23 protein-coding genes are annotated in these 20,452 nt (G+C 72.3%); 13 read left to right on the plus strand and 10 right to left on the minus strand.

Annotated elements, in window-relative coordinates; translation table 11 throughout:
- Positions 1–85 precede the first annotated feature (85 nt).
- The 3 genes from IE124_RS15960 to IE124_RS15970 are packed head-to-tail and all read left to right on the plus strand — an operon-like array spanning position 86 to position 2,337.
- On the plus strand, positions 86–1,597 hold the full coding sequence (locus IE124_RS15960; protein WP_189508410.1) for a DEAD/DEAH box helicase: 1,512 nt from the start codon (positions 86–88) through the stop codon (positions 1,595–1,597).
- A gap of 46 nt (positions 1,598–1,643) precedes the next feature.
- The gene (locus IE124_RS15965) at positions 1,644–1,976 is read left to right on the plus strand and encodes a CBS domain-containing protein (RefSeq protein WP_189508411.1); all 333 of its coding nucleotides are present in this window, start codon (positions 1,644–1,646) and stop codon (positions 1,974–1,976) included.
- A 49-nt stretch (positions 1,977–2,025) separates the two neighbouring features.
- Entirely contained in the window at positions 2,026–2,337 is a 312-nt protein-coding gene (locus IE124_RS15970) for an SCO5918 family protein (RefSeq protein WP_189508412.1), read from the plus strand.
- A gap of 131 nt (positions 2,338–2,468) precedes the next feature.
- On the opposite strand, the gene IE124_RS15975 is transcribed toward IE124_RS15970, so the two are convergent.
- Positions 2,469–2,828, minus strand: coding sequence for a hypothetical protein (locus IE124_RS15975; protein ID WP_189508413.1), 360 nt, complete (start codon positions 2,826–2,828; stop codon positions 2,469–2,471).
- A 714-nt stretch (positions 2,829–3,542) separates the two neighbouring features.
- Here IE124_RS15975 and IE124_RS15980 point away from each other — a divergent pair.
- Both IE124_RS15980 and IE124_RS15985 read left to right on the plus strand, forming a co-directional pair.
- Positions 3,543–3,914, plus strand: coding sequence for a helix-turn-helix domain-containing protein (locus IE124_RS15980; RefSeq protein WP_189508414.1), 372 nt, complete (start codon positions 3,543–3,545; stop codon positions 3,912–3,914).
- Positions 3,915–4,153: 239 nt separating this feature from the next.
- Complete coding sequence (locus tag IE124_RS15985) at positions 4,154–4,666, plus strand: hypothetical protein (protein WP_189508533.1); 513 nt, start codon at positions 4,154–4,156, stop codon at positions 4,664–4,666.
- Between the two features lie 48 nt (positions 4,667–4,714).
- On the opposite strand, the gene IE124_RS15990 is transcribed toward IE124_RS15985, so the two are convergent.
- The 5 genes from IE124_RS15990 to IE124_RS16010 form a co-directional block, all read right to left on the minus strand.
- Positions 4,715–5,383, minus strand: coding sequence for a response regulator (locus tag IE124_RS15990; RefSeq protein ID WP_189508415.1), 669 nt, complete (start codon positions 5,381–5,383; stop codon positions 4,715–4,717).
- Positions 5,380–6,486 carry a sensor histidine kinase gene (locus IE124_RS15995; RefSeq protein WP_189508416.1) on the minus strand — a complete coding sequence of 369 codons (1,107 nt, stop codon included), beginning with the start codon at positions 6,484–6,486 and terminating at the stop codon, positions 5,380–5,382. The genes IE124_RS15990 and IE124_RS15995 overlap by 4 nt, the downstream gene beginning before the upstream one ends.
- Positions 6,483–7,124: a DUF998 domain-containing protein gene (locus tag IE124_RS16000; RefSeq protein WP_189508417.1), complete on the minus strand. Its 642-nt coding sequence runs from the start codon at positions 7,122–7,124 to the stop codon at positions 6,483–6,485. The genes IE124_RS15995 and IE124_RS16000 overlap by 4 nt, the downstream gene beginning before the upstream one ends.
- Positions 7,125–7,307: 183 nt before the next feature.
- Positions 7,308–8,093: a GNAT family N-acetyltransferase gene (locus IE124_RS16005; protein WP_189508418.1), complete on the minus strand. Its 786-nt coding sequence runs from the start codon at positions 8,091–8,093 to the stop codon at positions 7,308–7,310.
- Positions 8,094–8,135: 42 nt separating this feature from the next.
- The gene (locus IE124_RS16010; protein ID WP_189508419.1) at positions 8,136–9,167 is read right to left on the minus strand and encodes a helix-turn-helix transcriptional regulator; all 1,032 of its coding nucleotides are present in this window, start codon (positions 9,165–9,167) and stop codon (positions 8,136–8,138) included.
- Between the two features lie 325 nt (positions 9,168–9,492).
- On the opposite strand from IE124_RS16010, the gene IE124_RS16015 reads away from it, so the two are divergent.
- Positions 9,493–10,203: an NIPSNAP family protein gene (locus IE124_RS16015; RefSeq protein WP_189508534.1), complete on the plus strand. Its 711-nt coding sequence runs from the start codon at positions 9,493–9,495 to the stop codon at positions 10,201–10,203.
- A 34-nt stretch (positions 10,204–10,237) separates the two neighbouring features.
- On the opposite strand, the gene IE124_RS16020 is transcribed toward IE124_RS16015, so the two are convergent.
- Positions 10,238–10,438, minus strand: coding sequence for a hypothetical protein (locus tag IE124_RS16020; RefSeq protein ID WP_189508420.1), 201 nt, complete (start codon positions 10,436–10,438; stop codon positions 10,238–10,240).
- A 98-nt stretch (positions 10,439–10,536) separates the two neighbouring features.
- On the opposite strand from IE124_RS16020, the gene sigJ reads away from it, so the two are divergent.
- Together sigJ and IE124_RS16030 are read left to right on the plus strand one after the other, a co-directional pair.
- Positions 10,537–11,481 carry an RNA polymerase sigma factor SigJ gene (gene sigJ / locus IE124_RS16025; RefSeq protein WP_189508421.1) on the plus strand — a complete coding sequence of 315 codons (945 nt, stop codon included), beginning with the start codon at positions 10,537–10,539 and terminating at the stop codon, positions 11,479–11,481.
- A gap of 123 nt (positions 11,482–11,604) precedes the next feature.
- Complete coding sequence (locus IE124_RS16030; protein WP_189508422.1) at positions 11,605–12,807, plus strand: NAD(P)/FAD-dependent oxidoreductase; 1,203 nt, start codon at positions 11,605–11,607, stop codon at positions 12,805–12,807.
- A gap of 184 nt (positions 12,808–12,991) precedes the next feature.
- On the opposite strand, the gene IE124_RS16035 is transcribed toward IE124_RS16030, so the two are convergent.
- Positions 12,992–14,404 carry an aminotransferase-like domain-containing protein gene (locus IE124_RS16035; protein ID WP_189508423.1) on the minus strand — a complete coding sequence of 471 codons (1,413 nt, stop codon included), beginning with the start codon at positions 14,402–14,404 and terminating at the stop codon, positions 12,992–12,994.
- Between the two features lie 67 nt (positions 14,405–14,471).
- Between IE124_RS16035 and IE124_RS16040 the strand changes: the two genes are divergently transcribed.
- The gene (locus tag IE124_RS16040; protein ID WP_229832492.1) at positions 14,472–15,665 is read left to right on the plus strand and encodes an aminotransferase class V-fold PLP-dependent enzyme; all 1,194 of its coding nucleotides are present in this window, start codon (positions 14,472–14,474) and stop codon (positions 15,663–15,665) included.
- 109 nt (positions 15,666–15,774) lie between these two features.
- Entirely contained in the window at positions 15,775–15,990 is a 216-nt protein-coding gene (locus IE124_RS16045; RefSeq protein WP_189508425.1) for an antitoxin, read from the plus strand.
- Positions 15,991–16,115: 125 nt separating this feature from the next.
- On the opposite strand, the gene IE124_RS16050 is transcribed toward IE124_RS16045, so the two are convergent.
- Entirely contained in the window at positions 16,116–16,718 is a 603-nt protein-coding gene (locus IE124_RS16050; RefSeq protein WP_189508426.1) for an MBL fold metallo-hydrolase, read from the minus strand.
- 153 nt (positions 16,719–16,871) lie between these two features.
- Between IE124_RS16050 and IE124_RS16055 the strand changes: the two genes are divergently transcribed.
- On the plus strand, positions 16,872–17,783 hold the full coding sequence (locus IE124_RS16055; RefSeq protein WP_189508535.1) for a GlxA family transcriptional regulator: 912 nt from the start codon (positions 16,872–16,874) through the stop codon (positions 17,781–17,783).
- Between the two features lie 115 nt (positions 17,784–17,898).
- Here the strand turns inward: IE124_RS16055 and IE124_RS36070 are convergent, their stop codons facing one another.
- Positions 17,899–18,456 carry a hypothetical protein gene (locus IE124_RS36070; protein WP_381861241.1) on the minus strand — a complete coding sequence of 186 codons (558 nt, stop codon included), beginning with the start codon at positions 18,454–18,456 and terminating at the stop codon, positions 17,899–17,901.
- 80 nt (positions 18,457–18,536) lie between these two features.
- Here IE124_RS36070 and gadC point away from each other — a divergent pair, with 80 nt between their 5' ends.
- Both gadC and IE124_RS16075 read left to right on the plus strand, forming a co-directional pair.
- Complete coding sequence (gene gadC / locus IE124_RS16070; RefSeq protein WP_189508429.1) at positions 18,537–19,997, plus strand: glutamate/gamma-aminobutyrate antiporter GadC; 1,461 nt, start codon at positions 18,537–18,539, stop codon at positions 19,995–19,997.
- A complete protein-coding gene (locus IE124_RS16075) occupies positions 19,994–20,434 on the plus strand; it encodes a hypothetical protein (protein WP_189508430.1) in 441 nt (146 codons plus the stop codon). The genes gadC and IE124_RS16075 overlap by 4 nt, the downstream gene beginning before the upstream one ends.
- Positions 20,435–20,452: the final 18 nt, after the last annotated feature.

Genomic DNA, 20,452 nt, shown 5'->3' on the forward strand with positions numbered 1-20,452 from the left:
CATTCGGCCCGTGCCCGTGATTCCCCACGCTGTTCGTCCGCTGCCGGAATTCCTCGAATACGCGCCGTATCAAGGAAGGTTCTGTATGAACCCCACACGCACGAACGGCCGTTCCGCCCGCAGCCGCCGCAACGGCGGTCACGCGTACGACTCCTCCGCAGGAACGGGCCGGGGCGGTCGCCCCGGATCGTCCGCCGCGAGCCGGTCGGGAGGTCCGAGCCGGTCGGGCGGATACGGCAGGCGTCCCGCCGCCGTGCAGGGGGAGTTCGCCCCGCCGAAGACGATCACTCCGGCACTGCCCGCCGTCGAGACCTTCGCCGACCTGGCCCTGGACCGGCGCCTCCTGGCCGCGCTCACCGCACAGGGCGTGTCCGTCCCGTTCCCCATCCAGGGCGCGACCCTGCCCAACTCCCTGGCGGGCCGCGACGTCCTGGGCCGCGGCCGGACCGGCTCCGGCAAGACCCTCGCCTTCGGCCTGGGCCTGCTGGCCCGAACCGCCGGACAGCTCGCCGAGCCCCGTCAGCCGCTGGCGCTGATCCTCGTCCCCACCCGGGAACTCGCCCAGCAGGTCACCGACGCGCTCACGCCCTACGCCCGCGCCGTGAAGCTGCGCCTGGCCACCGTCGTCGGCGGAATGCCGATCGGCCGGCAGGCGAACGCGCTGCGCAGCGGCGTCGAGGTCCTCGTGGCCACCCCCGGCCGCCTCAAGGACCTCATCGACCGCGGTGACTGCCGGCTGAACCAGGTCTCGATCACCGTCCTCGACGAAGCCGACCAGATGGCCGACATGGGCTTCATGCCCCAGGTCACCGCGCTCCTGAACCAGGTCCGCCCCGAGGGCCAGCGCATGCTGTTCTCCGCGACCCTGGACCGCAACGTCGACCTCCTGGTCCGCCGCTACCTCACCGACCCCGTCGTCCACTCCGTGGACCCCTCACAGGGCGCGGTCACCACGATGGAGCACCACATCCTGCACGTGCACGGCGCCGACAAGCAGCGGCTGACGACCGAGATCGCGGCGCGCGACGGCCGGGTGATCATGTTCCTGGACACCAAGCACGCCGTGGACCGCCTCACCGAGGACCTCCTCCACTGCGGTGTCCGGGCCGCCGCCCTGCACGGCGGGAAGTCGCAGCCGCAGCGCACCCGTACCCTCGACCGGTTCAAGGCCGGGCACGTCACCGTCCTGGTCGCCACGAACGTCGCGGCGCGCGGCATCCACGTCGACAACCTCGACCTCGTCGTCAACGTGGACCCGCCCACCGACCACAAGGACTACCTCCACCGCGGCGGCCGGACCGCCCGGGCCGGCGAGTCCGGCAGCGTCGTCACCCTGGTCACCGCCAACCAGCGCCGCGACATGACTCGCCTCATGGCGGCCGCCGGCATCGTGCCCGAGACCACCCAGGTCCGCTCCGGCGAAGAGGCGCTGCGCCGGATCACGGGCGCCCGGACACCTTCCGGCATCCCCGTGACGATCACCGCGCCGTCGGCCGAGCAGCGCAAGCGCGGCTCGGCCCCCCGCGGTCGGCGCGGGCCCGCCTCGGCGGCGAGGCGCGCCGGCGGACGGCGCTCCGTCGGCGACGTGGCGGCCTGAGCCGTACACCGTCCGGAAGCCGACCCATCTCTGCAGGAGGCACGTTGTGACGCCGGTCCAGATACAGCCCCACCCGACGCACCCCGCCCCCGCGCACCCGACGGCAGCCGACGCCGTGGACACGGCGCCACAGGTCTGCGACGACATGACCGTCGAGGTGGCCCTCTCGGTCATGGCCGGAGCCCGCACCGGGCACGTGCTCGTCTGCGACAACGACGGCCTGTGCACCGGCCTGGTCACCCGGGCCCAGCTCACCACCGTCCGCGAGAGCTCCACCTACACGGACCGGCTCCAGCTGCGCGACCTCCCCGGCGACGGCGGGCCGCTCACTTCTGCCACCGCCCTGACGACCGGGCGGGCCGCCCTCGTCCTCGCGTGAACCGCCTCACCCCGGCGGAACCATCCCCTTCCTCTCCCTGTGAGGCATCGTGCGCTGTGTCATCGCCCGCTTCCCCTTCGACCTCACCAAGAGCGGCGTCCTGGACTCCATGAAGGGCGTCAAGCCCGAGGAGGTCGCCGGCGAGTCCGTGATCATCGGGCGCCGCACCTACCCCGTCATGCAGGTCGGCCAGGTCGTCACCCGCCAGGACCGCCGCGACTTCAGCGCGGGTGAAGTCCTCCGTGCCATGACCAAGCTCGGCTTCACCTGTCGCGGCCTTCCGCAGAACACCGCGCCCGCCCGCGCCCGCGACGCCTTCCAGCACGCCTCCGCGATGCTCGGCACCCCGTCGGCGGCCTGACCGTGACCCACGGGCGAACGTGAGGCCTCACCTGAACAGCCCGAACAGCCCGAACCACCAAGAGGGCCCGACCGCATCCGCCGGTCGGGCCCTCTCGCGTATCGAACGGGCGGTTTCTCTACGGGTCTCGGTCAGTGATCGGAGTAGCTGAAGTCGCCCATGGTCCAGGCGCTGACGTCCGCGATCGAGACGCGGTACATCCCGCCCGTCTCCGGGATCCCCACCGCGCCCTGAAGGATCCGCGCCATGTGGAAGTGCAGATGTGCGGGCGGCCCTTCCCTCCGTGTCGTGGCGGTGAAGACCGCGGAGAACTCTCCCAGGCTGGCCGAGTCCGCCAGGACCTCCGAAACCCGCTGCCTCCACACCGCTTCGGGTGCCAGCCGACCGGTGATGACAGCTCCACCGGTGACCACGGTCAGGGACATCTGGTTGCTGTGCCCGGACTCCACCAGCGTGGCGACGTCAACGAGCAGCTCGTCAAGCTTCGACATGAGAGCCGATCCTATGCACCGAGACGACGAGGATCACAGTGCTCGACCTGGCGGTGACCGCCCCGCGCCCCCTGCCGTCACCGTCGCGTTCGATTACCTGCTCACCGGACACACGGAAATCTATGTCCGCCAGAGTAGACATTGGGCTTTGGCGCGCTTATGGTTTCTCTCGTAACGCAGAGAGACAGCAGGGCCTGGCAGAGACGAACTGCCGGCCGGCACTACAGGTAGTTGCAGTGAGCAGGGCGGTGCGGCGGCGGAGTTTCGAAGCCAGGCTTTCGTAGGACGGCGACGGGACTGGCGGCCGGACCGGGTGGCCCGCAGTGATCAGGGGCCGCCGCAAGCGGGACCGCTGTCATGGCAGATGCGGTACCCGCGAGTGCAGTGCGCAGTACCCGTAGTACGCAGTACCCGTAGTACGCAGTTCCCCGCAGTAGGTAGTTGATCGCCGAGGAAGAACGGAGGAACCCGCGCCATCAGGATCGCCCGGGCGTGAGGCCGAGGCTGAGCCCGGGTACCGCAGGACATCGATAGTGAGGTGGTCTCCGGTCAAGCAACCGCGATCCCCGCAGCCCCGACAGCAGGCAGGTCGGGTGCGCGGACACAGAACGCCGGCGCAGTATCAGGGCCGGCGGGTGGTGTAGAAGTTCCTTCGGGGCCCTGGTGCCAGTACGGCACCAGGGCCCCTCGATGTGTTTCCCCAGAGAGGTGCAAATGACAGCAGACGACTCGTACGGCCGTCTCGACGACGACGACTACCCCGCCTACACGATGGGCCGGGCCGCCGAGATGCTCGGCACCACACAGGGCTTCCTCCGCGCCATCGGCGAGGCCCGCCTGATCACCCCGCTGCGCTCGGAGGGCGGCCACCGCCGCTACTCCCGCTACCAGTTGCGCATCGCCGCGCGCGCCCGCGAACTCGTCGACCAGGGCACACCGATCGAGGCTGCCTGCCGCATCATCGTCCTTGAGGACCAGCTCGAAGAGGCACAGCGCATCAACGCCGAATACCGTCGCCGCGACGCGGCGTCCGACAGCGCGGCATCCGGCACCGCCAACTCCGACGCGCCACCGGACTCGGCCTGAGGTGAGTCCGCCCCCGTCGGCATCGGCCGGAGGGTGCGGCCCGAGGGCTCGGCAGAGGACGGCACGGGCGACCTCGGTGGTTTCCACCACTGCTCCTCCAGCTCCGTGCCCGGACCGGCCCGGTCGCTCGCACCCCCGGGTCGTGCGGCGGGCGGGATCTCCGGTGGGCCTTCATGCTGGAGGGAGGCTCTGTCGAGGGCACCGCGGAGTCGGCGGTCGGAAACCTGCTGGAGGCCGGAGTGCGCCGAACCGAGGACGTCGCGGCCAGGCGGGCGGAGCGTCGCGAGCACGCCGACTACACCGGCGCCGTCTACGGGTCCATGCTCGCGGCCTCGGTCGTCGTCGGTGCCGGCAGCCTGGGGCAGTTTCCGCGCCTGGAGCTCGTCCTGCTCCTTCTGCTCACCGGCGCGGTGTTCTGGATCGCGCACGTGCACGCGACGCTGTTCGGTGAGCGGCTGGCGCAGCGGTCCCCGACCCGAGGGATCGTGCTGCGCGCCTGCCGCGACGAGTGGCCGATCCTCAAAGCGGCGATCCCGCCCGCCGTGGCGGTCGCGGTCAGTCCGCTCCTGGGTCTGGACATGGCCGGGACCCTCTGGCTGGCGCTCGGAGTCGCGATCGCCGGTCAGATCGGCTGGTCCGCGGCAGCCGCCCGCCGGGTCGGAGCCTCGTGGCGCGCGGTGGCCGTCACCGCCACGGTCAACCTGCTGCTCGGCCTGCTGATCGTCGCCTTCAAGCTGCTGCTGAAGCACTGACGCCGTGCGGGAACACCGCCGGAGGCGGCGAGCGGCGGTCAGTGGCGGTCAGGGATGGTCCCCCGGGCCGGTCCGCGGAGCGCCGACGAGGCCGTGCTCGTAGGCGGTGATGACCAGTTGTACGCGGTCACGCAGGCCCAGCTTGGTGATGGCCCGGGAAACGTGGGTCTTCGCGGTCAGCGGGCTGATCACCAGCGCGGCGGCTATCTCGTCGTTGGACAGTCCTTCCGCCACCAGCCTGACCACCTCGTTCTCACGCACCGTCAGCGCGTCCAGGGCGACGGCGGGTCGGGGGCGGTGCGCGAAGCGTTCGACGACGCGACGGGTGACGCCCGGTGACAGCAGGGAGTCACCCGCCGCCACGACCTCGACCGCCCGGCGCAGTTCGGCCGGTTCGACCTCCTTCGTGAGGAACCCGCTCGCGCCGGCGCGCAGCGCCTCGAAGACGTGCTCGTCGGTGTCGAAGGTCGTCAGGATGATCACCCGGGTCGCCGGCTGCTCGGCCAGGACGCGACGGGTGGCCTCGATGCCGTCCGTGCCCGGCATCCTGACGTCCATCAGGATGACGTCCGGCCGCAACAGAGCGGCCTGCCGCACCGCCTCCTCCCCCGAGGCGGCCTCGCCGACGACGGACAGGTTCTTGGCGCGGGCCAGCAGGCTGCGGAACCCCGCCCGCACGAGCGCCTGGTCGTCGGCGAGCAGCACACTGACGGTCATGGCGCCAAGCCTGTCACGTCATCCGTCAGGGGCAGGACGGCCCGTACGGTGAAACCCCTGTCGGCGTCGACGCGCAGCGTTCCCCCGAGGGCCGTCACGCGCTCGCGCATCCCGGTCAGTCCGTGTCCCGCCGTGAACCCCGCTGCCGAGCGCCCGTCGTCGACGACCGTCACCTCCAAGGCCCGCGGCCGGGCCCGCACCCGGATGGCGAGACGCCCGGCGTCCGAGTGGCGCAGGGTGTTGACCACGGCCTCCTGGACGACCCGGTAGGCGGTGAGCGCCTGGGCCGCCGGAACGCCATCGGGGTCGCCCTCCGCGTCGTAGCGCACCTCCAACCCGGCCGCCTCGGCCTGCTCGACCAGCCCGGCGACGGACTCCAGGCCGTGTTGCGGCACGTCGCGGAGCCCACCCACGAACGCCTTCAGGTCGGTCATGGCCTGGTTGCGCACGGAGATCGCGGTGCGCAGGGCGGCGTGCGCCTCCTCGGGCGAATCGTCCAGGGCCTCGACGGCGACGTTCAGGTGGACACCCACGACGGCCAGGGTGTGGGCGACCACGTCGTGCACCTCCCGGGAGATGATCAGACGTTGCTCGACCAGGCGGGTCTGTTCCAGTTGCAGGAGACGCGCCTGGTGTTCGGCACGCCAACGGCCGTACTGACGCCAGGAATTCGCCGCGGCACACACGAGGGCCAGCCAGAGCAGCTCGACCCCGCCCCGGGCGAGGGCTTCGGAGGTGTCGTCCAGTCCTTGCAGGGCCAGGCCGCACGCCAGGGCGAAGGCTCCGACGGCGGCGGCCCGGCCGGGGCGGCCGAGCGCGGCGGTGAACAGGGCGACGGACAAGGGCCAGACCGCGCCGCCCTCGAACAGGCCGGCGCTCTGGTAGCCGAGGAGGGCGGCCGCGGACAGGGCGAGCACGAGCACGGGTCGGCGTCTGCGGACCAGCAGCAGACCTCCCAGAATCACCCCCAGGCCGAACGTGCCGTGCCACGACGAGGGCGCGCCCATCGCGGCAGGACCCGCTCCGATGCCCACCGCGGTCGACAGCGCCAGGGCCGGGTCCACCAGCCGCGCCCCCCACCCGTTCTGCGGAAGGGAGTTCACTTGACGTCTCCTGCCACCGCACGGCCCGTCGCGCCCGATATCGCAGCCCAGGGCCTCACGGACGTGGCGGCCAGAGCCAGCCAGGCCAGGTCCAGGGCGATGACGACACGCTCGGCCAGACCCAGGGGGGCCGTGTGGGTGAGGGCCGCCTTGTCCACGAACGCCACGGCGAACAGCACGAACGCCGCCGCCGACGCCCACGCGAGCACGGTCAGCCCGCGCCTCTTCGAGGCCCACGCCGGATCGCGCCGCCATACGGTGGTGAGTCGGACGATCGCGATCGCCAGTGCGAGGAACCCCGCCCAGGCCGCGACCCCGTGCACGCCGTCGGAGAGCGAGGGGCGGCTCCAGTTGCCCGGCGGATCAGCCGGAAAGACGGCGGCGACCAGAACGCATCCCGCCCAGAAGTGCAGCAGCCGCCCACCCCACCCGCTGCCACCGGCCCGGACGGCCACGGCCACGGCCGCCGACCCGCCCGCGACCGCCAGTAGGCCGACGGTCACCAGCCAGCCGTGCGGCTGGTTGACGTACCTGCTGACCGTCTCGGTCAACGGGTCGTATCCCCTGTTGACCACATCGGACAGCGCGAGGGCGAAGACGGCGACGGCGAGCCCGGCCAGAGAGAGTGTCTTGGTCATAGGGCGAGACAGTAGGTCCGGCCTCCCCGCGGGAGCATCGTCCCGGACGCGTCACCCGAGCCTGCGCCGGCGGAGTACACGACTACTCCGATCGATGTACGCCGAGCCGACGCGCGACCGGCCATGCGGCGGGGCCGACCGGCCGACGGCTCTATGGCTCTACGGCTCTACGGCTCTACGGCTCTACGGCGACGGTGTCCCGGGAGCGGCGGCCCACCAGGTCGAGGGGGCCGCGGCGACGTAGCCCAGTGACTCGTACAGCGGCCTGCCCAGCTTCGAGGAGGTGAGCGTGAGCGGCAGTTCCGGCAGGTGGGCGAAGGAGCCGAGCATGACGGCCCGTCCCACGCCGCGCGACCGGAACTCCGGCGACGTGGCGACCCAGTAGTGGCTACCGATGCCGTCGTCCACGACGCTGACGCAGGCTCCCGCGGGCACGCCGTCGCGCAGGGCGACGAAGACGTCCACCCCCGAGTCCTCGATCAGGGCCGACGGGAACAGCTCACCGGGGCGGTGCGGCTGGAATCCGGCCAGCTCGAAGCCCTCGATCACGATCCGCTCGGCCGCCTGGAGGTCCTCGGGCCGCCGGACCCTGATCACGTCCGGCACAGGGTCGCCGACGGGGCCCGGCGGGCGCAGCATGACCGGCATCTGCCAGTTGCGCATGCCGAGGTGGTTCAGGTCGGTCGAGCTGAACGGGTCCTCGACGTTCACCGGGCCCGCGGCTCGGCGCACGAGCTCGCTCAACTCGGCCAGTTCGCCCGGGTCGAGGTCCGGCTCCTGGATCAGGATCCGCAGGCCGGCGCGCTCGCCGCCGTCGACCGCGACGAAGCCGCGGCGACGGACGACCTCATGCCCCCGGGACCGGCCGGTCGCGGTCCAGAAGGCGGCGGAGTTACGGGCCTGAAGCGTCGGCGCCTCGGCCAGGGTCGCGGGCGAGGACCGGCGAGGAGAAGTGGATCTTGTCGTCATTGCGCCTACGGTACTGGCCAATTCGCCGTCCACGTGGGCCAATTACGTGCCCGCCGGCTGGGCCACGTCCGCATCCCGGCACCTCTCGTCGGGGCTACCGGCTCCGTAGGTCCCGGCCAGTGCACGGACGGCCTCGGCCATGGCCCGGCGAAGTTCCTCCGGGGCGACGACCTCGACGTCGACGCCGAGCCTCAACAGCTCGCCTCGCGCGTGCTCGGTGCTCTCGGTCGGGATGACGGCCTCGGTCCAGCCGTCGTCGCCGACGGCGGTCGCGGTGGCCTCGAAGGCCCGTACCACCTCAGGGGGGACGTTGGCGGCCAGCCGCTCCCGTCCCCTCGGCGACAGCCTGACGGTGGCGCTGCCCGTGTAGCGGCGCGCCTGGAAGTCCTCCAGGTAGGACGCCCAGTACGCACCGAGGGCGAAGTCCTCCGGGCGTTCGAAGCGCTCGTCGCTCAGCGCCGCGTCGAGGATCTGGGTGATCTTGTACGTGGCGGTATGGCCGCCTCCGGACGCCGCCACGACGTACCAGGTGCCGGACTTGAGCACCAGGCCGTACGGGTGCAGCCGGCGGTCCACCTCCTGCGGTTCGCGCCAACGGCGGTACCGCACGTCCACCGCACGCCGGCCGAACACCGCTTCCACGAGCAGGGGCAGATACGGGGTCTCCTCGGCCTCCCGGTACCAGCCCGGAGCGTCCAGGTGGAACACCGCGTCGGTCCGCGTCGCCTCCTCGCGCAGGGCCGCGGGCAGAGCGGCCAGCAACTTCAGCCGCGCCGCCGCCACTTCCTCGGCGAGGCCCAGATCGGCGGCGGGCGTGGGCAGTCCGGCGAGGAACAGCGCCCTTGCCTCGCGCTCGCTCAGCCCGGTGAGGCGGGTGCGGTAGCCGTCGAGCAGCTGATAGCCACCGGCACGGCCGTGCTCGGCGTAGACCGGGACCCCGGCGGCCTGCAGACGGTCCAGGTCGCGGTACGCGGTACGCACGGAGACCCCCAGCTCGTCGGCCAGCCGTCGCGCCGACATGCGGCCACGGGTCTGGAGCAGGAGCAGCATCGACAGCAACCGGTCGGCGGACATACGAGGATTCTGCTCCGAGGGGCGGGAGTTCGGGACTCGGGACGTCGGGACTTGGGGACTTGGGGACTTGGGACGTCTGGACTCCGGGACTCCGGGACTCCGGGACTCCGGGACTCCGGGACTCCGGGACTCCGGGACTCCGGGACTCCGGGACTCCGGGACTCCGGGACTCCGGGACTTCGGGGAAACACTGACAGGTCCTGGCACACCCGCGCCCTACGGTCGGCTCGAAGCGAGCGAAAGAACGGAGTCCGCCGTGCCCAGAACCGTCCCCGCCGTCCCCGCCGTCCCCGCCCTCCCGGACGTCCCCGCCCTCCACTCCGCCGTGATCGAGCTGCGTCAGTACACCCTGCGCCCCGGCCGGCGGGACGAGCTCATCGAGCTGTTCGACAGGGAGCTCGTCGAGACGCAGGAAGAGACCGGGATGACCGTCCTCGGCCAGTTCCGCGACCTCGACGATCCGGACCGTTTCGTCTGGCTGCGCGGCTTCCCGGACATGGAGGCCCGGCGGGAGGCCCTGTCGGCCTTCTACGGCGGGCCGGTCTGGGCCGCGCACGGCCCTCAGGCCAACGCCACCATGGTCGACTCCGACGACGTCCTGCTGCTGCGGCCCTCGCCGGACCGGAGCGGCTTCGCGAGGCCCCCGGCCGAAGGGCGAGCGCAGGCGGGGGCGGCGGCACCGCACCGGTTCGTGGCCGCCGCCCTGTGGCACTTCCCCCCGGGCACCCACGACGGCACCCGACTGATCCGGGACGGCCTCGTCCCGCTGCTGCGCCAGACGGGGCCGGCACCGCTCGCCGTACTCGTCACGGAGCCGGCGGCCAACACGTTCCCCAGGCTTCCCGTCCGCACCGGGGAGAACGTCGTCGCGGTCCTCACGTCGTACCCGGACGAGGACGCCCACCGCCGCCACCTCGCCGACGCGCTGGCCCGTCCCCTCGTACGGAACGAGATCCTTCCCGGCATCGAGCGGGCGCAGGCCGCAGCCCCCGTCTTCCTGCGGCTCGCGCCCACGGCCCGCTCGCTCATCCGCTGAGCGACCTCCCGGGGAAGCCCGGGAAGCCGCACGCCTACGGCGCCGTACGGGCGCCCTGGGCGTCGCAGGACAGAGGGCGGCCCGGATGGTCCTCGGCGAAGTCCTCGCCGATGTCGCCCACGGTGTCCTCCATGGCCGTGCTGGAGATGTGGATCTGCCCGGAGAACGGCCGGTCGATGTCCGCGATGAGGAGCAGCGATCCGGTGAAGAGCCCGGCCAGGACGAAGAGCGGCACCAGGACAGCCCCGGTCCGTCGGCCGTGGCGGCGGCGCCGTGGCCCCCGGAACGCCTCCCGGCCTGCCGTTCCGGCCCAGGGCCGCCTAGGATCGCGGCATGGCGCTGATCATGAGTGACGTGGACCGGTTCGAGGCCGCGAGGCCCCGGCTGGAGGCCATCGCCTACCGGCTGCTGGGTTCGTCGAGCGAGGCGGAGGATGCCGCGCAGGAGACGTTCCTGCGCTGGCAGGCAGCCGACGTCGAGCGGATCGAGGTGCCCGAGGCCTGGCTCACCAAGGTCCTCACCAACTACTGCCTCAACCAGCTGACCTCGGCCCGGGCCCGGCGCGAGTCGTACGTGGGGCAGTGGCTTCCCGAGCCGTTGCTCGCCGGGGACCCGATGCTCGGCCCCGCCGACACCGCAGAGCAGCGCGATTCGGTGTCGTACGCCGTCCTCGTCCTGCTGGAGCGCCTGTCGTCCAACGAGCGGGCGGTGTACGTGCTGCGGGAGGCCTTCGACTACCCGCACCGGGAGATCGCCGAGATCCTGGACATCACCGAGGCCGCCAGCCAGCAGATCTACCACCGGGCCAAGAAGCACGTCGCGGATGGCAAGGCCCGCACCGAGATCGACGACGCCACGGCCCGGCGCATCGTCGAGGAGTTCCTGGCCGCGGCGACCAGCGGCCGTACGGAACCCCTCGTACGCCTCCTCACCCAGGACGCCGTCTCGGTCGGCGACGGCGGCGGCAAGGTCCCGGCCCGCGCGAAGGCCTTCGAGGGCGCGCTCGCGGTCGCCACCTTCATGCGCGGCCTGTTCAAGCCCAGCAAGGCCAAGCGGAACATCCTCGGCGGCGCGGCCGAGATCTACGCCACGACCGCCAACGGCGGGCCGGCGATCGTCGCGGTCGTCGACGGCCGGGTCGTCGGCATCACCTGCCTGGAGGTCGGCCCGGACGGCATCGTGGCGCTCCGCAACCAGGTCAACCCCGACAAGCTCGTCCGCGCGACCGAGCTGTGGGCCGCCACGGACCACGAGGAGAGCCCGCTCCTCACCCTCTGACACCCTCCGATCCAGGTGTGACCCAGGTCACACCTGGATCCTGTCAGGAATCGCGGGGCTGTCCGGTTCAAGGTGCGAAACCACGCCGGACAGCGGCGGAACCGCCCAGACAGGAGCACGGACATGGAGCACCGCATCGTCGTCCTCGGAGCCGGCTACACCGGTGCCGCCGCCGCCGGCCGTATCGCCAAGCGACTGCGCCGCGAGGACGTCACCGTCACCCTCGTGAACGCCGAGCCCGACTTCGTCGAGCGCGTCCGACTGCACCAGATCGCGGCCGGCCAGGAGCTGAAGCCCCGGCCGTTCGACGAGATGTTCGCCGGTACGGGCGTGGAGCTGAAGCTCGCGAAGGTCACCGCCGTGGACGTGGACCGCAAGACGGTGGCGGTCTCCGCCGCGAACGGCCTCGGGCAGGAGGAACTGGCCTACGACACCCTGGTCTACGCCCTCGGCAGCGGCTGGAACGACGGCGGCGTCCCCGGCACCGCCGAGCACGCCCACGAGGTCTCCAGCCGCCCCGGCGCGCTGCGCCTCCGCGACCGCCTGGCCGCCCTGGAAGCCGGCCGCCCGGTCGTCGTGGTCGGCGGCGGGCTGACCGGCCTGGAGGCCGCGACCGAGATCGCCGAGGCCCGCCCCGACCTCGACGTCTCCCTGGCCGCCCGCGGCGTACTCGGCGACTGGCTCTCGGAGAAGGGCCGCGCCCACCTCCGGAAGGTGGTGGACAGGCTCGGCATCACGGTCCACGAGCACGCCGCGGTCGACGCCGTGGAGGCGGACCGCGTCACGACCGCCGACGGCCGGACCGTCCCCGCCGACGTCACCGTCTGGACCACCGGTTTCGCCGTCCGCCCGATCGCCGGCGCCACCACCCTGGAGCTCACCGACGGCGGCCAGATCGTGGTCGACAGCACGATGCGCTCGGTCTCCCACCCGGACGTGTACGCCATCGGCGACGCCGCGATGGCGCTCGGCCCGGGCGACAAGCCGCTGCGCATGTCCTGCGCCTCGGGCGTCCCCATGGCCTGGCAGGCCGCCGACGCCATCGCCGCCCGGCTGGCCGGCACCAAGGTCCCCCACATCGCCATCCGTTACTCGCAGCAGTGCATCTCGCTCGGCCGCGGCGACGCCCTGATCCAGTTCGTCACCGCCGAGGACCAGGCCGTCGAGAAGGCCCTGACGGGCCGTATGGCGGCCCGCTACAAGGAGATGATCTGCAAGGGCGCGGCCTGGGGCACCGCCAACCCGACCCTGGGCATCCCGACCCGCCGCCGCCCCGTCGTGGTGTCGGAGACCCCGAGCCTCGTCGCGGCGGAGGCAGCGGCCTGAGTACGCCCGTCATCCGTTCTCCTCGAAGAAGAAGGCCCGGGTCGCACGCCGACCCGGGCCTTCGCCCTGCCCGGGCCTTCGCCCTGCCCTGGCCTGCCTGACCTGACCTGGCCTGCCTGACCTGACCTGGCCTGGCCTGCCTGACCTGGCCTGCCCGCCCGCCCTGCCCTGCTCCGTCTCGCCCTCACCCCGCCGCGCAGGCGGCGGCCGTTCGGGTCAGGCGGTGGATGCCTTCCGTGAGCTCCGCGGGGGTTTCGGTGGCCGCGAAGCCCAGGCGGAGGTAGGCGGCTGGCGGGTCGGCCGGGAAGGAGGGGGTGCCTGCGTTGACCGCTACTCCGTGGGTGCGGGCCGTCTGGGCGACGGTGGTGTCGTCGAAGCCGGGCGGGAGCTGGACCCACAGGTGGAGGCCGCCCGTCGGGACACGGGCGGGGGTCCATTCGGGGAGTTCGCGGGCCAGGGCGTCGGCGAGGACGGCGCAGCGTTCTCGCAGCCTGGTGGAGAGGGAGCGGAGGTGGCGGTCCCAGGCGGGGGTGCTGAGCAGTTCCAGGGCCGCCTCCTGCAGGGGGCGGGCGAGGAAGAAGTCGTCGACCCTGCGCATGCCCTGGAGTCTGCGCATCACCGGTCCGCGGGCGATCACCGCGCCGATCCGGAGGCTCGGCGAGGCCGGCTTGGTGAGCGTGGCCAGGTGGATGACTGTGCCGTCGCGGTCGTCCGCGACCAGCGGGCGGGGGACGGGCCCGCCGTGGCCGAGGTGGCGGGCGAAGTCGTCCTCGACGACGAACGCCCCGGCGGCCCGGGCCACGTCGACGACCTGGCGGCGGCGTTCGGGGGCGAGGACCGTGCCGGTGGGGTTGTGGAAGGTGGGCTGGCAGTAGAGCACCCGGGCGCCGGTCACGGCGAAGGCCTCGGCGAGGAGGTCGGGGCGGATGCCGTCCGCGTCCATCGGTACGGGCACGGGGCGCAGTCCCGCCGCGCGGGCGGCGGCCAGCGCGCCGGGGTACGTCGGCGACTCCACGAGGACCGGGCTGCCGGGCGCGGCCAGGGCCCTGAAGAGCATCGACAGCGCGCCCTGTCCGCCGCCGGTGACCAGGACGTCCTCGGGTCCGACGTCTCCGCCGGCCGCGCGGGCGAAGACCGCGCGCAGCGGAGCGAGGCCCGCGGCGGGGGCCCGGTCCCAGGCGTCGGGGCGGCGGGCGGCGCGGGCGAGCGCGGCGCTCAGCGCCCGGTCGGGGCGGAGCGAGGGGTGCAGGTAGCCGCCCGCCATGGCGATGACCCCGGCGGGCGGCGGGTCCTGGGGGCCGTCCTGGGTGCCGGGGTCGAACTCGCGGCCGGCGAGGGCCACCGCCTGCCAGGAAGTGTCCGGGGCGTCGGTCGCCGTGCGCGCGCGGCGCGGGGAGACGTAGGTGCCGCTGCCGGGGCGGGTGACCACCTCTCCCTCGGCGGCCAGTTGGGCGAAGGCCCGGGACACCGTGACCGGGCTGACGCCGTGACGGCTCGTCAATTCCCTGCTGCTGGGCAGCCGGTCGCCGGAGGCGAGCCGGGAGATCTCCGCGCGAAGGAGCGCGACAACCACCTCAGTACTGCTACTGTCAGACATGGGACATAAGAGTAACGCTTCTCTCCTCGCTGGAGAATCACTCCTCTCCGGAGAGCCTCTCCTCGACGTGACGGCCCTCCGCGCGGACACCCCCGGCTGCGAGTCGGTCGTCCACTTCAACAACGCGGGCTGCGGACTCGTCGCCCGCCCGGTCCTCCAGGCCATGACCGACCACCTCCAACTGGAGGCGGAGATCGGCGGATACGAGGCCTCCGCCGCGCAGGAGGTCCGCGTCCGGGACTTCCACGCCTCGATCGCCGAGCTCCTGGGCACCCGCCCCGGCAACATCGCCTTCGCCGGCAGCGCCACCCACGCCTACACCAAGGCCCTGTCGGCGATCGACTTCCAGCCCGGCGACACCGTCCTCACCACCCGCAACGACTTCGTCTCCAACCAGATCGCCTTCCTCGCCCTGCGCAAACGGCACGGCGTCGAGATCGTCCACGCCCCCGACCACCCCGACGGCAGCGGCGTCGACGTCGACGCCATGGCGGCCCTCATGCGCGCCCACCGGCCCCGCCTGGTCGCCGCGACCCACGTCCCCACCAACTCCGGCCTCGTACAGCCCGTCGCCGAGATCGGCCGGCACTGCCGCGAACTCGGCCTGCTCTACCTCGTCGACGCCTGCCAGTCGGTCGGCCAGTACCCGCTCGACGTCGAGGAGATCGGCTGCGACCTGCTGACCGGCACCTGCCGCAAGTTCCTGCGCGGACCGCGCGGTTCGGGCTTTCTCTACGTCTCCGACCGCGTCCTGCGGGAGGGGTACGAGCCGCTCTTCATCGACATGTACGGCGCCCGCTGGACCGGACCCGACACCTACCGCCCGGTGGACACCGCCGCCCGCTTCGAGGAGTGGGAGTTCCCGTACGCCACGCTGCTGGGCTGTGCGGCGGCTGTGCGCTACGCCCTTGCCGTCGGCCTGGAACCCATCTCCCGCCGGACCCCCGCCCTCGCCGCCCGGCTGCGCGGCCGGCTGGCCGAGATCGACGGCGTACGCGTCCTCGACGGAGGACCGGCCCCGGCGGCGCTCGTCACCTTCGCGATCGACGGGTGGCAGCCCCAGCCGTTCAAGGCCGCCCTGGACGAGCTGAGCATCAACTCCGCTCTGAGCCTGCGGGAGTTCGCGCAGTTCGACTTCGGCGACAAGGACGTCGACTGGTGCCTGCGGCTGTCGCCGCACTACTACAACACCGAGGACGAGGTCGGCACGGTCGCCGCGGCCGTCGCGGAACTGGCCGCACGCGGGCAGCGGATCCACTGATGCCCTCGGCTCACGTGACGGCGACCGGCCGGGTCAGGGCGGCCAGGATGCGGAAGCATCGGTTCACCGGGATGCTGGGTGCGTCGGCTTTTCGTGAGGAGGACACGTAATGTCCATGCTCGACAAGCTCAAGGGCATGATCAAGGGCCACGAGGACACTGCACGTCAGGGTGTCGAGAAGGCGGGCGACGCCGTCGACGCCAAGACGGGCAACAAGTACCAGAGCCAGGTCGATGCGGCCCAGCGGAAGATCCACGAGCAGCTGGGCACTCAGGAGCAGCAGCCGAACCGGCAGCAGCCGCCGCCTCCGCCCGCGCAGGAGTAGCCCTCCCGTAGAGCCGGAACGGCCGACGAGGCCCCGGGGTGGATTCCCCGGGGCCTCGGTCGTTCGTGGAGGACCGGTTGGCTCAATTGCTTCAGCCGGTCGATCCGGTCGGTCCAGCCGCCCGGCTAGCGCGGTGCCGTGTCGTCCGCCGGGAAGGCCGGGCCGTGGCCCGGGACGATCACGTCGGCGGCGGCGAGGACGCGGAGCCGGGAGTCGCGCAGGACCGTGTGGTCCGGGGCGACCGGGTCGTCCACCGGGCCGTTCGGCCGCCACCACAGGTCGCCCACGAAGGCGACGACCTCGGTCTCGGTGCCCGCGAGGAGCGTGATGTCCTCGCGGCTGTGGCCGGGGGTGCGGATCAGGCGGAGCGACGGGGTGATCTCGTGGCCCTCGGCGTCCCGGTCGGTCCACTGGTCGTTCTCGTAGATCGCCTTGTGGTCGTGGACGCGCGCCCGGCCGAAGAGGCCGACGTTCATGGTGTTGTCGGGGTGGTGGTGGCTGAGGACGACATCGGTGATGTCGTCGGGGCCGAGGCCCAGTTCGGCGAGCGGGCCGAGGATCCGGTCGCGGCCGGCGACCATGCCGGGGTCGACGATCACGTGCCGGTCGCCGTCGTGCACGTAGGAGACGGTGGCAGCGACCCCGGGACCCGTGGAGAGGGTGTAGCCGGTGGTCAGGACCGTGTAGCGGGCGGTGCGGGCGAGGGGCGCGGTGTCGTTGGTGTTCATGGGCCCAAGTCTTCGCTCGCGGCGGGCCCTTCACGAGTGGCCGTGCTGCCAGCGATCGCGTGAATCGTGCCAGGCGGCCACCGTGCCGCGTGGCAGACTCCTTGCGTGCCGCCCTTCGTGACCGTCGCCGCCTATGCCCCGTCCGGCGTCGGCATGCTCGGCGCCGGCATCGTCTCCGAGGTGTTCGACGCCCGCGGACAGGGCCTGCCGCTCTTCGACTTCGCCCTGTGCACCGACCGGCCCGGCCGGGTCCGCACCGATGTCGGCCTGCCGCTCGTCGTCGAGCACGGCCTGGACCGGCTCGCCTCGGCCGACCTCGTCATCGCCCTGCCCTGGGCCGACTTCCGTACGCCTCCGGCCCCCGCCGTACTCGCCGCACTGACCGCCGCCCACGAGCGCGGCGCACTGGTCGCGGCACACTGCGTCGGCGCCTTCGCACTCGCCGCGGCCGGGCTCCTCAACGGCCGGCGGGCCACCACCCACTGGCGGTTCGCCGGGCTCCTGGCCGAGCGCCATCCGGCCGTCACCGTCGACCCCGACGCCCTGTACGTGGACGAGGGCAGCGTCGCCACGGGCGCGGGCGCCGCCGCCGGCTTCGACCTCTGCCTGCACCTCCTGCGGCGCGAGTACGGCGCCACCACGGCCAACGCCATCGCCCGGGACCTGGTGCTCCCCTCCCACCGGGACGGCGGCCAGGCGCAGTACCTGGCCACTCCCGTGCCGGAGGACAGTCAGGACGAGCGGCTCTCCGAGGTCCTCGGCTGGGCCCGCGAGCACCTCCACGAGCCGCTGCCCGTCGCCGAGCTGGCCCGCCGGGCCCTGATGAGCCGACGCTCCTTCGCCCGCCGCTTCGCCGCCTCCACGGGCACCACCCCGCACGCCTGGCTGCTCGGGCTGCGCCTCAGCCGCGCCGAGGAGCTCCTGGAGACCACGGACCTCCCGGTCGAGGAGATCGCCCGCGCGGTCGGCTTCGGCAGCGCGGCCGTGCTCCGCGCCCAGTTCGTCCGCCGCCGGGGCGTCCCGCCCCGCTCGTACCGACGCGCCTTCGCCCGCACCGTCGCCTGACGGGCGGGCGATCGCGTCGGGCGAGCCGAGCAGGACAGGGGGCGGGCAGGGCGGGTCAGGCGAGCAGGGGGGGGCGAGCGGGGCGGACGAGGGGTGGGGGTGCGTATGCCTGCCGTCAGACCAGGGCTGCGCAGGTCAGGGTCAGGGCGGAGCCGGCGAAGGCCACGGTGTGGCGGACGTTCTGCAGGACGCGGGTCCAGGCGGGGAAGGCGCCCTCGGCGGCGGTGAGGAAGGCCGGGACGTCGACCCGCAGGAGCTTCGGGTCGCCCGTGCGCCGGAAGGCGGCCCGGACGGACGACACGGCGCCGAGCTGGCTCTGCAGGATCGCGATGTTGGCGAGGAAGGCGATCGAGGAGAAGACCCACGTCAGGGTGGTCCCCCAGGGGCTGCCGGCGAGGTTGAGCACGGCGGCGGCCAGCGAGCCGGCGGCGAAGGCCCCGGGCGCCCACCACTCGTGGCCGCTCGCGTCGAAGCGGAGCCGATTCTCCTCGCCGGCCGGTTCCCGCGGCTGCGGAGCCGTATCGAGACCACGGCCGCCGCCGACTCCGCCGAAGCCCCCGACGACACCTTCGCGTTCGGCCTCGCCGCGCTGCTCGACGGGCTGGAGCGGCAGCACCTGGATCCGGAGCGGTAGCCCGGACCATCCCTCCCGGGGGGTGACGGCGTCCGTCACCCATACGGACGCCTCCGGTTGCCGACGCCCAGGGGCCGTTCGAGCCTGAGCTGATCGTCCGAGACGCCGGGAGGGCCCCCTTGAGCAGCATCGACACGCCGGCCGAGGTCCCCAGGCCGCGGGCGGCGGTACGGCCCGCCCCCACCACCCTCACCTGGGTCACCCTCGCCCTGATGACCACCGCGTCGGTGGCGAGTCTGCGGGCCGCGCCGACCATGGCCGTGTACGGCCTGGCCTGCGTGTTCCTCTACCTCGTCCCGGCGATCGTGTTCCTGCTGCCGACCGCGCTGGTCTCGGCGGAGCTCGCCTCCGGCTGGAACGGGGGCGTGTACCGCTGGGTCTCGGAGGGGCTGTCGAAGCCGCTCGGATTCCTGGCCGTGTGGTGCCAGTTCGCGATGACGATCTTCTACTACCCGAGCCTGCTCGGGTTCGTCGCCTCCACCATCGCGTACATCATCGATCCGGCCCTCGCCTCCAGCGGCCCGTACACCGCGATCGTCATCGTGGTCCTCTACTGGACCGGCGTGTGGGTCTCCTCACGCGGCACGAAGGCGCTTGCCGGACTCGCCAGTTGGGGCCTGATCATCGGGACCCTGATCCCCGGGACCCTGCTCGTGGTCCTCGGCATGGTCTTCCTCGGCCAGGGCAACCCGTCCGCCGCCCCGATGACCGCCTCACACCTGCTCCCCCAGTGGACGGGACTGGCGAGCCTCGTGCTGATCGTCAACAACTTCCTGTCGTACTCCGGCATGGAGATGAACGCGGTGCACGTCTCCTCGCTGAAGGACCCGGCGAAGGAGTACCCGAAGTCGATGTTCCTGGCGATGGGCCTGGTGCTGCTGATCTTCATCCTGCCGGCGCTCGCCATCAGCTGGGTCGTGCCCGCCGACCAGCTCAGCCTCACGGCAGGCGTGATGCAGGCCTTCGACGCCTTCTTCGAATACTTCAACATCGGCTGGCTCACCCCGATCGCCGCCGTCGCCCTGATCTCCGCCTCCCTCGGCGGCATGCTCACCTGGCTCGCGGGCCCCTCCAAGGGCCTGCTGGAGATCTCCCGCCAGGAGGGCTACCTGCCGCCGTTCCTGCAGAAGCTGAACAAGTTCGGCATCCAGCAGAACATCCTGGTCACCCAGGGCGTCGTCACCACGGTCATCGCCCTGGGGTACGCCCTGATCCCGAACGTCTCCAGCGTCTACTGGATCTTCTCGGTCATCACCACGCAGGTGTACCTGATCGTCTACCTGCTGATGTTCGCCGCGGCGATCCGGCTGCGGAAGACCCAGCCCGACCATCCCCGCGGCTACCGGGCACCCGCGCTGAGCGTCCTGTGCGTCGTCGGTCTCCTCGCCTCGCTCGCCGCGCTGTGCATCGGCTTCGTCCCGAGCTCCCAGTTCGGCAGCGGAAGCGTCTGGTCGTACGTCGCCATCGTCGGTGGCGGCCTGGTCATCCTGGGCTTCGTGATCCCGTGGGCCTTCCTGAAGTTCCGCAAGCCGAGCTGGCGCACCGCCGTCGGCACTCCTAGCGAGGGAGACCGGTCATGAGCCCCACCCGCTTCGCCTCCGAGCACAAGTGGATCTACTGGGGCGCGATCGTGATCCTCGTCGGGCTCGCCGTCGTCGGCGTCATCCGGTACACGTACATCACGTCGAGCACCCTGTCCCTCTCCAGAGCCAACCAGCTCCAGGACGAGCTTCTCGAAGCCGGCTACTCCGCGCCCCCCGACACCGACACCATCGAGCAGCTGCTCGGCACGGACGGCGGCCCGGTCTGCGAGCGGCCGGACAGCGCCCTGAAGACGGCGCTCTGGAAGATCCAGCAGTCCAACGGCGCCGCCGGCCCCGGCCAGCGGCCCGTCATCGCCGACACGAAGGCCGTCGAGATCGAGCGGATCGTCCTCCAGGTCTACTGCCCGGACAAGGTCGACGAGTTCGACGAAGAGGTGGAAGACCTCAAGACCGACGACACCGTACGCCGGTGATGCAGGGAGCCTGACGGC

Origin of the sequence: Streptomyces narbonensis, assembly GCF_014649015.1 — a bacterium.
In the GTDB taxonomy this organism is placed as follows: domain Bacteria; phylum Actinomycetota; class Actinomycetes; order Streptomycetales; family Streptomycetaceae; genus Streptomyces; species Streptomyces narbonensis.

Bases quoted from the DNA above. Each gene is read 5' to 3' on its own strand.
- IE124_RS15960 (WP_189508410.1), top strand. From the start codon at position 86: ATGAACCCCACACGCACGAACGGCCGTTCCGCCCGCAGCCGCCGCAAC.
- IE124_RS15990 (WP_189508415.1), bottom strand. From the start codon at position 5,383: ATGACCGTCAGTGTGCTGCTCGCCGACGACCAGGCGCTCGTGCGGGCG.
- IE124_RS15980 (WP_189508414.1), top strand. From the start codon at position 3,543: ATGACAGCAGACGACTCGTACGGCCGTCTCGACGACGACGACTACCCC.
- IE124_RS15975 (WP_189508413.1), bottom strand. From the start codon at position 2,828: ATGTCGAAGCTTGACGAGCTGCTCGTTGACGTCGCCACGCTGGTGGAG.
- IE124_RS16045 (WP_189508425.1), top strand. From the start codon at position 15,775: ATGTCCATGCTCGACAAGCTCAAGGGCATGATCAAGGGCCACGAGGAC.
- IE124_RS16075 (WP_189508430.1), top strand. From the start codon at position 19,994: ATGAGCCCCACCCGCTTCGCCTCCGAGCACAAGTGGATCTACTGGGGC.
- sigJ (WP_189508421.1), top strand. From the start codon at position 10,537: ATGGCGCTGATCATGAGTGACGTGGACCGGTTCGAGGCCGCGAGGCCC.
- IE124_RS16050 (WP_189508426.1), bottom strand. From the start codon at position 16,718: ATGAACACCAACGACACCGCGCCCCTCGCCCGCACCGCCCGCTACACG.
- IE124_RS16000 (WP_189508417.1), bottom strand. From the start codon at position 7,124: ATGACCAAGACACTCTCTCTGGCCGGGCTCGCCGTCGCCGTCTTCGCC.
- IE124_RS16010 (WP_189508419.1), bottom strand. From the start codon at position 9,167: ATGTCCGCCGACCGGTTGCTGTCGATGCTGCTCCTGCTCCAGACCCGT.
- IE124_RS16055 (WP_189508535.1), top strand. From the start codon at position 16,872: ATGCTCGGCGCCGGCATCGTCTCCGAGGTGTTCGACGCCCGCGGACAG.
- IE124_RS16035 (WP_189508423.1), bottom strand. From the start codon at position 14,404: ATGTCTGACAGTAGCAGTACTGAGGTGGTTGTCGCGCTCCTTCGCGCG.
- IE124_RS16030 (WP_189508422.1), top strand. From the start codon at position 11,605: ATGGAGCACCGCATCGTCGTCCTCGGAGCCGGCTACACCGGTGCCGCC.
- IE124_RS16005 (WP_189508418.1), bottom strand. From the start codon at position 8,093: ATGACGACAAGATCCACTTCTCCTCGCCGGTCCTCGCCCGCGACCCTG.